Here is a 10831-nt window from a genome sequence, read left to right on the forward strand (position 1 = left end):
CTACTCTCTCAACCACCACACCCAGGTGTTGCGTCCCTGGCTTGAAACCGCCCCGTCGCGACGCCGCCTTGCGATGCACGCACGCATCGCACGACTTATGGCACGGACTCTCGGCGCGGGACACTAGCGTCCACCAGTCCGCGAATCGACCCGTTGTCAGTCGGGGGCGCCGGGTTGGGCGAAGATATAGCCATGAGCTCTGAGCACGCCGTTCCTTATCCCGCAGGCCTCATCCTCGACGGGCGGAGGGTGGTCGTCGTCGGCGGTGGCAAGGTGGCGCAGCGGCGTGTTCCGGCCCTGATCGCCGCGGGGGCAGACGTGGAGGTCGTCTCGCCGTCGCTGACCCCCGCTCTCGAAGGTCTACTCGGCTCGGGCGAGATCACCTGGCGCCAGGAGCGTTTCTCTGCCGACGTGCTCGACGGGGCCTGGTACGTCATCGCCGCGACCCAGAATGCCGAGGTCAACGAGGAGATCTCGGTTGCCGCCGAGGAGCGGCGGATCTTCTGCGTACGCTCCGACGACGGGACGCAGGCCACGGCCTGGACACCGGCGACCGGGCGGGACGGCGACCTGACCGTCGCCGTGCTGGCCAACCGCGACCCGCGCCGATCCGCGGGCGTACGCGACCGGATCCTCGACGGGCTACGGTCCGGAGACCTGGTCGCACCGCACGAGCGCCAGCGGGTGCCCGGGGTGACCCTGGTCGGCGGCGGCCCCGGGGACCCGGGGTTGATCTCGGTCGCCGGTCGCAAGGCGCTGATGGAGGCCGACATCGTCGTGGCCGACCGGCTGGCGCCGCGCGAGCTGCTCTCCGAGCTGCCCGCCGACGTCGAGCTGGTCGACGTCGCCAAGCTTCCCCGCGGCCGCTCGGCCCAGCAGGAGGAGATCAACCGGATCATCGTCGAGGCGGCTCAGCAGGGTAAGGCGGTCGCGCGCTTCAAGGGCGGTGACAACTTCATCTTCGGGCGTGGGTTCGAGGAGGTCCTCGCCTGCCGTGAGGCCGGAGTGCCGGTGCACGTCATTCCCGGCCTGACCTCGCCGGTGACCGTGCCCGGCGTCGCCGGGATCCCGGTCACCCACCGCGGCGTCGCCCACGAGTTCACCGTCATCTCCGGGCACGTGCCGCCGGAGGACCCCACCTCGCTCACCAACTGGCCCGCCGTCGCCGGACTGAGCGGCACACTGGTGCTGCTCATGGCCGTCCAGAACGCTCCGGCCATCGCGACCGCCCTCCTCGACGGTGGTCGCGCCGGGTCGACACCGGTGGCGGTCATCTGCGACGGCACGATGCCGACGGAGCGTACGGTGCTCTCCACCCTGGAGACCCTCGAGAAGACCCTGGTCGACGAGAACGTCCAACCCCCGGCGATCATCGTCGTCGGTGAGGTCGTCCGCGTCGCCCACCCCGACGCTTTCTGACGACGACGCAGTGGGTCGGCGAGCCGTCGGCTCGTTGCAATGGGTTGGTCGTACGGTCGTCTCATGAGTCATGTGTGGCGCCAGGGCGGCCGATTGTCGCGCGATAATCGCACTTGTGCGATCATCGCGTCGGTGCGATCATAAGTTTGGAGGTCGAGCTTCATGACGAAGTCGCGAAGTGGCTGGATGCACTGAGGGATGAGCAGTGGGATCGGGTCGTGGTGATCGTGGATCGGCTCGCTGATCTGGGGTCGCGCGCTCGGATGCCGCTCTCTCGTAGCTTGGGGGCGGGTCTGTTCGAGCTCCGATTCACCCTGGGGCCGACAGCTCGCAGGATCACCTACCGGTTTACGAAGGACGCTCGGATCATCCTTCTGACGACGTTCCACAAGCAAAGAGACAACGAGCGCGGTGAGGTTGCCCGGGCACGTGCGGCAGCAGCTGAATGTGCCCGGCGCAAACCCTAGGAGAGCAAATGGCGAACTACTCCCGTTGGTCCGACGTTCGGACTGAGCGTCCCGCCCCGTCCGAGGAGACGAAGACCGCGGTCGAGCAGGATCTCGCGTTGGGGCAGTTGATCTATGACCTGCGGACGGAGGCCGGGCTGAGTCAACGCGAGCTGGCTTCGCGAATGGGCACGACGCAGTCGGTCATCTCCCGGCTCGAGGAGGGTGGAGGCGCTCGGAACCGGATCGACACGCTGGCCCGGGTTGCCACGGCTCTGGGCAGGCACCTGGTCCTCTCCTTCCCCGAGGAAGTCTCGGGGGACATGAAGGACTCGGTGCAGGTCGCCTGACAAGTGGCTGAACTCATCGAGATCTCCGACCCGGCTGATCCCCGGCTCGCCGACTACCGCGACCTGCGCGACGTAGAGCTGCGCAAGTCCCTGGAGTCCTCCGAGGGGCTGTTCCTGGCGGAAGGGGAGAAGGTCGTACGCCGCGCGGTGACCGGCGGCTTCGATCCGCGCTCGTTCCTGATGGCGCCGAAGTGGCTCGACGGGCTCTCCGACGTGCTCGCCACGACCGATGCGCCGTGCTACGTGATGAGCGAGAAGGCGGCCGAGGAGGTGACCGGGTTCCACGTACACCGTGGTGCGCTTGCGTCGCTGAAGCGGCGACCGCTGCCGTCGGTCGAGTTGGTCCTGTCCGGCGCCCGCTCGGTCCTGGTGCTCGAGGACATCGTCGACCACACCAACGTCGGTGCGATCTTCCGCAGCGGCGCGGCGCTCGGCTTCGACGCCGTCCTGCTGGCCCCGCGCAGCGCCGACCCGCTCTACCGCCGCTCGATCAAGGTCGCCATGGGCGCGGTCTTCGCGCTGCCCTGGACCCGACTCCCCGACTGGTACGAAGCCCTTCCGACCCTCTCGGCCGCCGGTTTCACCACCATCGCACTGACCCTCGCCGACGACGCCGTCGACATCGAGAAGGCCGTCGAGGGCGTCGACAAGGTCGCTCTCGTCCTCGGCTCGGAGGGCCACGGCATCTCGGCCCGCTGGCAGCAGGCCTCCGACCGCCGCGCCATCATCCCGATGTCAGCCGGCATCGACTCCCTCAACGTAGCCGCCGCCACCGCCGTCGCCTGCTACGTCACCGCCCGCCGCTAGCGCCGAGCGTCACCCCACCCGCCGAGAAGTCACCCCTGCAGGCCGAGAAGTCACCTCTGCAGGCCGAGGGGTCACCTCTGCAGGCCGAGACGTCAGTTGTGCAGGCCGAGACGTCACCTCCTTGCCATCTCGGCCTGCACAACTGACGCTTCGGCCTGCAGAAGTGACGTCTCGGCATTGGGGGTTACTCGGTCGCCCACCAGAGGGTGGTGTCGGAGGGGAGATCGATGTGGCCGTCGGTGACGGGCACGGGGTCCGAGGAGGAGAGGAGTACGCGGCCGGGGGCGGTGATGCGTACGGGGTCCTTGGTGGTGTTGACCGTGCACACGAAACCTGGGCGCTCGAACCAGAGGACGCCGGCGGGTGCCTCGTCGTGCCAGGTCACGGCGTCGCCGGCGCCGAGGCCGGGAAGGTCGCGACGGATCTTCAGAGCCGATCGGTAGAGCTCCAGGGTGGATCCCTCGACGCCTGTCTGGGCCTCGACGCTCAGCTCGGCCCACTCCGGAGGCTGCGGCAGCCAGGAGCCTCCTTCACCGAAGCCGTAGGACGAACCCGACCGGGTCCACGGAAGCGGGACCCGGCAGCCGTCACGGAAGCCGTCCTGGCCCTCGGCGCGGTGGAAGGACGGGTCCTGGCGCACTTCGTCGGGCAGGTCGGTGACGTCGGGGAGTCCGAGCTCCTCGCCCTGGTAGACGTACGCCGACCCCGGAAGACCCAGCATCAGCAACGTCGCCGCCCGCGCCCGGCGCAGCCCGAGCGAACGGTCACCGGGCGTCCGGATCTGGGTGCCTGATCCCGGCGGGTTGGCGAAGCGGGTGGCGTGCCGAGTGACGTCGTGGTTCGACAGCACCCAGGTGGCCGGCGCCCCGACGGGCCGCATCGCGTCGAGCGAGCTGTCGATGACCTTGCGCAGCGCGGAGGCGTCCCAGGCGGTGTCGAGATACTCGAAGTTGAAGGCCTGGTGCAGCTCGTCGGGACGTACGTAGTTGGCTGACCGCGCCACCGTCGGAGTCCATGCCTCGGCGACGAAGATCCGGCCGGGATAGTCCTCCAGGACCCGCCGCCAGGAGCGGTAGATCTCGTGGACCCCGTCCTGGTCGAAGAAGGGCATCACGTCGTTGCCGAGCAGATGGAGCTGCTCGGCGTGGCCGATGTCTGGGAGGCCTTCGGCCTTGACCAGCCCGTGTGCCACGTCGATGCGGAAGCCGTCGATGCCGAGATCGAGCCAGAACCGCAGGATGTCCAGGAACTCGGCGTGCACCTCGGCCGAGTTCCAGTTGAGGTCGGGCTGCTCGGGCGCGAACAGGTGGAGATACCACTGTGCTTTCTCGCGCCCTTCGGGGCCGTCCGCGACCCGCGTCCACGCCGGCCCGCCGAAGATCGAGTCCCAGTCGTTGGGCGGCTCCTCGCCGTTCTCGCCGCGCCCGGGCAGGAAGTGATAGCGCGAGCGCATCGGCGATCCCGGCCCCTCGGCCAGCGCCTGCTGGAACCACACGTGCTCCGAGGAGGAGTGGTTGGGCACGATGTCGGCGATGACCCGCAGCCCGAGCTCGTGCGCCGAGGCGATGAGCGCAGAAGCATCCTCCAGCGTCCCGTAGCGGGGGTCGACCGCCCGGTAATCGGCCACGTCATAGCCACCGTCGGCCTGCGGCGAGGCGTAGAACGGGCTCAGCCAGACCGCATCCACCCCCAGCGAGCGGAGGTAGGGGAGCCGGGAGCGGATCCCGGGCAGGTCACCGGTGCCGTCGCCGTCGCTGTCGGCGAAGCTGCGGGGGTAGACCTGGTAGATGACAGCGTCACGCCACCACTCGGAGCTCATGAAGATACCTTTCAGCCTTTGACGCCGCCGGCGGTCAGACCGGTGACGACATGTCGTTGGACCAGATAGAAGAACGCGGTGACGGGCACGGCGATGAGGACAGCGGTGGCGGCCATTAGGTTCCACTGCGCGTCGTGCTCGCTGACGAAGCTCTGCAGCCCGACCGCGAAGGTGTACTTGGAGTCATCGAGCAGGAACGTCGAGGCGAAGGCGACCTCGGCGAACGCGGTGATGAAGGAGAAGAACGCGGCCACGGCGATCCCCGGCCGGGCCAGAGGCAGGATCAACCGCCAGAACGTCCCGAACGGGTTGAGCCCGTCCATCATCCCGGCTTCGTCGATCTCCACCGGGATCGTGTCGAAGTAGCCCTTCAGCAGCCAGGAGCAGTAGGGCACGGTGGTGGTGCAGTTGACCAGGATCAGCCCGAAGTGGGAGTCGATGAGCCGCAGCTGGGAGAAGATCTCGTACATCGGCACGATCAGCACCGCGATCGGGAACGCCTGGGTCAGCAGCAGCACCCACATCAGCGGCCGCTGCCCCGGAAACCGCATCCGCGAGACCGCATAGCCCGTCGTCGCGGCGGCCATCACACCGACGACCGTCGTGCCGCCGGCGACCACCAGCGTCGACCACATCCAGTCGAAGAAGGCGGTGTTGGTCAGGACGAACGAGTAGTTGTCCAGGCTGGCTTTGCCCGCGATGCCTCCGGGGTGGAGATAGTCGTCCTTGTCCGGCCCCAGGGAGAGATAGACCAGCCAGGCGACCGGGAACAGGGCGATGAGCGAGGCGATGCCCAGGGAGATGTGGGTGCCGGCGAGCGCCGCGGGCCCGAGCTGCCCGCGCCGCCGCGGCTTGAGGTCAGACGAGCTGCGCATTTCGTTTCAACCATCGGTAGTAGAAGGAGGTGAAGACGACCAGGATCGCGAGGAGCAGGACGCCGTACGCCGCCGACATCGCGAAGTCGCGAGGCTGCTGCCCGAACCCGAGCCGGTAGGCCCAGGTGACCAGGATCTGCGCGTCCGGTGCGGTGTTGCCGAAGAGCAGGAAGATGATCGCGAACTGGTTGAACGTCCAGATCACCCCGAGCAGGATGACCGTCGAGCTGACCGAGGAGAGCCCCGGCAGGGTGACGTGCCGGAAGCGCTGCCAGGCGCTGGCGCCGTCGATCTCGGCGGCCTCGTAGAGGTTCTCGTCGATCGACTGCAGACCACCGAGCAGCGAGATCATCATGAACGGCACGCCGCACCAGGTGTTGACCAGGACCGCGGCCGTACGCTGCCAGTTCGGCTCCTCGAGCCAGGCCGGTTGCGGCAGACCGATCCCGCCGAGCATCGTGTTGATCACCCCGGCATCGGCCAGCATGATCCGCCAGGCGAAGACGGTGACGAACGTCGGCACCGCCCAGGGGAGGATCAGCAGGAGCCGGTAGGCCACCCGGCCGCGTACGTTCTGGTTCAGCAGGAGCGCGAGAACGAGCCCGATCCCGTAGTGCAGGGCGACACACAGCGCCGTCCAGACGATGGTCCAGATGAAGTGCGACCAGAAGCGGTCGTACGCCGCCGGGCCCCACAGGATCTCGGCGTAGTTGTCCAGGCCGATGAACTTGTACGTCGCATCGATGGTGTTGACGCCGATGGTGCGCGCCGAGTTGAGGCTGTTGGCGTCGGTCAGGGTCAGGTAGAAGCCGCGCGCCAGGGGATAGCCGACGAGCACGCCGAGGACGATGACGACCGGGGCGATCATCGCGTAGGCGTACCAGTGGCGGCTGTAGCTGTCTCGCATCCGCTGGACCGGGCGGGGGGCCCGCCGCCGGTTGTCGGCGGCGGGCGCTGGTGCGGTGAGGGTCATCGGATCGCTTGGCCCCGGCTCACTTGGCGTAGGCGGGCAGGAGGTCGGCGAACGCCGTCTCCACCGTGGCCAGCCCCTTGTCGAGGGGCTCCGCGCCGGAGGCGATCTTCGGCAGCTCCTGGTCCATCGGCGCCCAGAGCGAGCTGTACTCGGGCAGCTCGGGACGCGGCTGTGCGGCGGGCAGCACGGTCTGGAAGCCGGCGATGCCCGGGTCGGTCTTGACCTTGTCGGTGTAGGCGTCGTCGCGCGTCGGGAGCGTGGAGTTCTTCAGCGCGATCTGCTCCTGGGACTTCGCCGAGGTCATGAACTTCACGAACTTCGCCGACGCCTCCTGGTGCGCCTCGTCGGAGCCCGCGTAGATCGACAGGTTGTGGCCGCCGGTCGGGGCACCGGCCGTGCCGGCGGAGCCCGCGGGGACGGTGGCGATGCCGAGGTTGGTCTTGTCCTTGAAGGCCGAGCCCTTGTAGAAGTTGGTGATCTCCCAGGGGCCCTGGATGATCGCGGCGACCTTGCCGTTGACGAAGGCGTCCTGGATGTGGGCGTACGCGTCCGCGGTGGTGTCCGCCTTGTGCAGGCCCGGGCCGTCGAAGAGGCCCTGCCAGGTGGTGAGCCCCTTCTTCGCCTCGGGGGAGGTGATCGTGATCTTCTCGCCCTCGGCGTCGACGAGGTCGGTGCCCTCGCCGAAGAGGAACGGCTGGGCGTAGTAGCCGGCCGTCGAGCCCCAGTAGCCGTCGACGCCCGTCTTGGACTTGATCGTCGCGGCGGCGCTCTCGAGGTCCTTCCAGGTCTTGGGTGCCTCGGTGATGCCGGCCTTCTCGAAGAGCGACTTGTTGTAGACCAGCGCGAGGGTGTCGGTGACGAACGGGACGCCGTACGTCTTGCCCTCGAACTCGGCCTGCTTGATCAGGTTGGGCTGGAAGGCGTCCTTCTCCTCCAGGGCCGCGGTGTCGTCGAGCGGCGCGAGGTAGCCCTTCTGGGCGAACGCCGGGGTCCAGCCGACCTCGGCGCGCAGGACGTCGGGTGCCCCGCTGGCGCCGGCCGCGGTGTCGAACTTGTTCTGTGCCTGGTCGAAGGGCACGTTGACGTACTTGACCTTGATGTCCGGGTTGTCCTTCTCGAAGTCCTTGACCAGGGCCTCGTACGTCGGGGCCTCGTTGGTCGCGTTCGAGGTGTCCCACCAGGTGATGGTGACCGGACCGTCGCTGCTGTCGCTGCTTCCGCCACATGCCGTTGCCGCGAGGGCGAGTGCTGCCACCGCCGCGGTGGCCACGATGCCACGTCGCATGAGTTCTCCTTCGATATGGGGCCGGGCGAGGTATCCGCCCGGGAGGTGTGATGAAGGTAACCCCACGCCGAACAGAATGAAAGGGGCTTTCAGCAAAAATTACAGACTTGCAGAAAGTTCTTGCAAGTGCTGTGGGGTAGTGGAATGATGTGTTCGTGACCACACCACCAGCCTCGACCCGCCTCGCCGATATCGCGACCCATGCGGGCGTGAGCGAGGCAACGGTCAGCCGCGTCCTGAACGGCAAGCCCGGTGTCGCCGCGGCGACGCGAGAGGCGGTGCTGGCGGCGATCGACGTCCACGGCTATGAGCGCCCCGTCAAGCTGCGCCAGCGCAGCGAGGGTCTCGTCGGCCTGATCACCCCCGAGCTCGACAACCCGATCTTCCCGGCGATCGCGCAGGTCATGGCGCAGGGGCTGACGCGGCAGGGCTACACCCCGGTGCTCGCGGCCCAGACCCCCGGCGGCTCGACCGAGGACGAGCTCACCGAGATGCTGGTCGACCGTGGGGTCACCGGCATCATCTTCGTCTCCGGCCTGCACGCGGACACCACCGCCGACATGACCCGCTACGAGAAGCTCCGCGCCCAGGGTGTTCCGTACGTCCTCATCGACGGGTTCACCCCCGAGATCAAGGCACCGTTCATCTCGCCCGACGACCGCGAGGCCATGCAGCTCTCCGTCACCCACCTCGCCACGCTCGGCCACACGAAGATCGGGCTCGCCGTCGGCCCCGCCCGCTTCGTCCCGGTGCAGCGCAAGATCGAGGGCTTCGTGGCGACCATGATCGAACGCTTCGGCGGCAGCGCCAAGGAGATCGAGAAGGACCACGTACGCCACTCCCTGTTCACCCTCGAGGGCGGCCAGGCCGCGGCCTCCGAGCTCTTGGACGCGGGTTTCACCGCCATCGTCTGCGCCAGCGACATGATGGCGCTCGGCGCCATCCGCGCCGCGCGGGCACGGGGCCTGCGGGTTCCCGAGGACGTCTCCGTGGTCGGCTACGACGACTCCCACCTCATCGCGTTCACCGACCCGCCGCTGACCACCGTGCGCAAACCCGTCCACGCGATGGGCCAGGCCGCGGTCCGCGCCATCCTCGACGAGATCGCCGGCTCCGGCACCCCGCATTCGGAGTTCGTCTTCCACCCCGAGCTGATCGTCCGCGGTTCCACCGCCTCCGGCCCGCGCGTCAACCCCTGACCGCCCGGGGAGGGCCGGCGCGCTGCTGGCAGGATGGGCGCGTGACGATTGTGGCTGCTGCTGACGGTTCGGCGCTCGGGAACCCGGGTCCCGCTGGGTGGGGTTGGTACGTGGACGAGTCCACCTACGCCTGTGGCGGGTGGCCGCACGGGACCAACAACATGGGCGAGCTGACCGCGGTGCTCGACCTGCTGCGGCAGACGGCGCACACCGGGGAGCCGCTGCTGGTCTACTGCGACTCCAAGTACGTCATCAACTCGGTCACCAAGTGGATGGCCGGCTGGAAGCGGAAGGGCTGGAAGAAGTCCGACGGAAAGCCCGTGCTCAACGTCGAGATCATGAAGGACCTCGACGCCGCGATGCAGGGCCGCAACGTGCGGTTCGAGTGGGTCAAAGGACACTCCGGTCACCCGCTCAACGAGGCCGCCGACAGGCTCGCGAACGGTGCGGCGCTGGCCTACCAAGAGGGGCGTACGCCCGATCCGGGCCCGGGTTTCGACGGGGCCGGCGCCGCGCCTGCCTCGTTCTCCGCCTCCGCCCCGGCGCCCGCCGCGGAGCCCGAGGACCTGTTCGGACTGCTGGACGCTCCGGAGCCGGCTCGACCCGGGACCGCCGCGACCGCGGCGCCCGGGACGTACGCCTTCTCGGCCGAACAGACCCGGATCGACCCTGACTGGGTGCACCGGATGCTCGCCCAGACCTATTGGGCAGCCGACCGGCCCCGCGAGGTGCAGGACGCGGCCAACAAGGGCTCGCGCTGCTACGGGGTCTATGACGCAGCCGGGTCCCAGGTCGCCTTCGCGCGCGTGGTCAGCGACTTCGCTGCCTTCGCCTGGCTCTGCGACGTCGTCGTGGAACCCGGCGTACGTGGCCAGGGGGTCGGCAGGCTGCTGCTCTCGGGCATCGTCGCCGACCTGGAGCCCTACCGGATCAGCAGCACCCTGCTCGCGACCGACGACGCCCACGAGCTGTACGCGAGGTACGGCTGGGAGCCGCTTCCCGCGCCCGAGCGGTGGATGATCCGCAAGGGCTGAGCGGCACGGCCGACGTACGTCATCGTCCTTGGCCGGCGGCCTCGAGAGACCTTCGCCGTCCGACAGCGACGACGCCCCACGCGACTAGAGTGAACGCCGCGGCGATGCCGACGACGTAGGCGAGCACGACCCCATAGCCGTGCAGGTGGTTGTCGAGGAACGGGTAGGGATACCACCACAGGTCGCCGGTGAGCGGGCTGACGACGTGCTCGCCGCGGATGAGGGTGTAGGCCGCCCACAGGATCGGGAACGCGATGACGGCCCCCACCGCGCGCCACGGCAGCGGCCGGCGCGGGGGAGCGAGGAACAGGTCGAGCAGCAGGAACGCCGGGCCGATGAGGTGCAGGATCTCGTTGGCCCACGGCACCGCCGAGGGGACCAGCCCGCGCAGCAGCAGGTTGTAGACCAGCCCGGTGATGATCATGAACGTCGCCGCGGCGGCGAGCAGCACCGTGATCCAGGCCGGTTCCTCGCCGCCCCGGGTCAGCGCCCAGGCACCACCGGCGACGAGGGCGGCCACCGCGACGAGATTCGAGTCGATCGTGAAGTAGCTGAAGAAGTTCACCACCACCGTCGCCAGGTCGGAGCCTTCGGCGGGCGTACGGCTCAGGGCGCCGCGGAACT

The 10831-nt window shown here is 68.7% G+C and carries 11 protein-coding genes; 6 read left to right on the top strand and 5 right to left on the bottom strand.

Features of this window, described 5'->3' with window-relative positions; genetic code table 11:
• Window positions 1-192 precede the first annotated feature (192 nt).
• The 4 genes from cobA (at window position 193) to ACRDPS_RS10575 (ending at window position 3022) form a co-directional block, all read left to right on the top strand.
• Window positions 193-1419: a uroporphyrinogen-III C-methyltransferase gene (gene cobA / locus ACRDPS_RS10560; protein WP_431501589.1), complete on the top strand. Its 1227-nt coding sequence runs from the start codon at window positions 193-195 to the stop codon at window positions 1417-1419.
• Window positions 1420-1565: 146 nt separating this feature from the next.
• A complete protein-coding gene (locus ACRDPS_RS10565; protein WP_431501590.1) occupies window positions 1566-1886 on the top strand; it encodes a type II toxin-antitoxin system RelE/ParE family toxin in 321 nt (106 codons plus the stop codon).
• 8 nt (window positions 1887-1894) lie between these two features.
• Window positions 1895-2215 (top strand): helix-turn-helix domain-containing protein, encoded by a 321-nt coding sequence (locus ACRDPS_RS10570; protein WP_431501591.1) that lies wholly within the window; start codon window positions 1895-1897, stop codon window positions 2213-2215.
• A gap of 3 nt (window positions 2216-2218) precedes the next feature.
• A complete protein-coding gene (locus tag ACRDPS_RS10575; protein ID WP_431501592.1) occupies window positions 2219-3022 on the top strand; it encodes a TrmH family RNA methyltransferase in 804 nt (267 codons plus the stop codon).
• Between the two features lie 184 nt (window positions 3023-3206).
• On the opposite strand, the gene ACRDPS_RS10580 is transcribed toward ACRDPS_RS10575, so the two are convergent.
• Genes ACRDPS_RS10580 through ACRDPS_RS10595 form a run of 4 tightly spaced genes read right to left on the bottom strand, consistent with a single transcriptional unit; the run spans window position 3207 to window position 7974 of the window.
• Complete coding sequence (locus tag ACRDPS_RS10580) at window positions 3207-4841, bottom strand: glycoside hydrolase family 13 protein (RefSeq protein WP_431501593.1); 1635 nt, start codon at window positions 4839-4841, stop codon at window positions 3207-3209.
• A gap of 11 nt (window positions 4842-4852) precedes the next feature.
• The gene (locus ACRDPS_RS10585; RefSeq protein WP_431501594.1) at window positions 4853-5716 is read right to left on the bottom strand and encodes a sugar ABC transporter permease; all 864 of its coding nucleotides are present in this window, start codon (window positions 5714-5716) and stop codon (window positions 4853-4855) included.
• The gene (locus ACRDPS_RS10590) at window positions 5700-6689 is read right to left on the bottom strand and encodes a carbohydrate ABC transporter permease (protein ID WP_431501595.1); all 990 of its coding nucleotides are present in this window, start codon (window positions 6687-6689) and stop codon (window positions 5700-5702) included. The genes ACRDPS_RS10585 and ACRDPS_RS10590 overlap by 17 nt, the downstream gene beginning before the upstream one ends.
• Window positions 6690-6708: 19 nt before the next feature.
• Window positions 6709-7974 (bottom strand): extracellular solute-binding protein, encoded by a 1266-nt coding sequence (locus tag ACRDPS_RS10595; RefSeq protein ID WP_431501596.1) that lies wholly within the window; start codon window positions 7972-7974, stop codon window positions 6709-6711.
• Window positions 7975-8129: 155 nt separating this feature from the next.
• On the opposite strand from ACRDPS_RS10595, the gene ACRDPS_RS10600 reads away from it, so the two are divergent.
• Together ACRDPS_RS10600 and ACRDPS_RS10605 are read left to right on the top strand one after the other, a co-directional pair.
• The gene (locus ACRDPS_RS10600) at window positions 8130-9173 is read left to right on the top strand and encodes a LacI family DNA-binding transcriptional regulator (protein WP_431501597.1); all 1044 of its coding nucleotides are present in this window, start codon (window positions 8130-8132) and stop codon (window positions 9171-9173) included.
• A gap of 41 nt (window positions 9174-9214) precedes the next feature.
• Complete coding sequence (locus ACRDPS_RS10605; protein WP_431501598.1) at window positions 9215-10207, top strand: GNAT family N-acetyltransferase; 993 nt, start codon at window positions 9215-9217, stop codon at window positions 10205-10207.
• Between the two features lie 19 nt (window positions 10208-10226).
• Here the strand turns inward: ACRDPS_RS10605 and ACRDPS_RS10610 are convergent.
• The coding region (locus tag ACRDPS_RS10610) for a Pr6Pr family membrane protein (protein WP_431501599.1) at window positions 10227-10831 on the bottom strand (605 nt) is incomplete at its 5' end.

Origin of the sequence: Nocardioides sp. (assembly GCF_050699375.1) — a bacterium.
GTDB lineage: Bacteria > Actinomycetota > Actinomycetes > Propionibacteriales > Nocardioidaceae > Nocardioides.

Bases quoted from the DNA above. Each gene is read 5' to 3' on its own strand.
- ACRDPS_RS10570 (WP_431501591.1), top strand. From the start codon at position 1,895: ATGGCGAACTACTCCCGTTGGTCCGACGTTCGGACTGAGCGTCCCGCC.
- ACRDPS_RS10585 (WP_431501594.1), bottom strand. From the start codon at position 5,716: ATGCGCAGCTCGTCTGACCTCAAGCCGCGGCGGCGCGGGCAGCTCGGG.
- ACRDPS_RS10580 (WP_431501593.1), bottom strand. From the start codon at position 4,841: ATGAGCTCCGAGTGGTGGCGTGACGCTGTCATCTACCAGGTCTACCCC.
- cobA (WP_431501589.1), top strand. From the start codon at position 193: ATGAGCTCTGAGCACGCCGTTCCTTATCCCGCAGGCCTCATCCTCGAC.
- ACRDPS_RS10595 (WP_431501596.1), bottom strand. From the start codon at position 7,974: ATGCGACGTGGCATCGTGGCCACCGCGGCGGTGGCAGCACTCGCCCTC.
- ACRDPS_RS10590 (WP_431501595.1), bottom strand. From the start codon at position 6,689: ATGACCCTCACCGCACCAGCGCCCGCCGCCGACAACCGGCGGCGGGCC.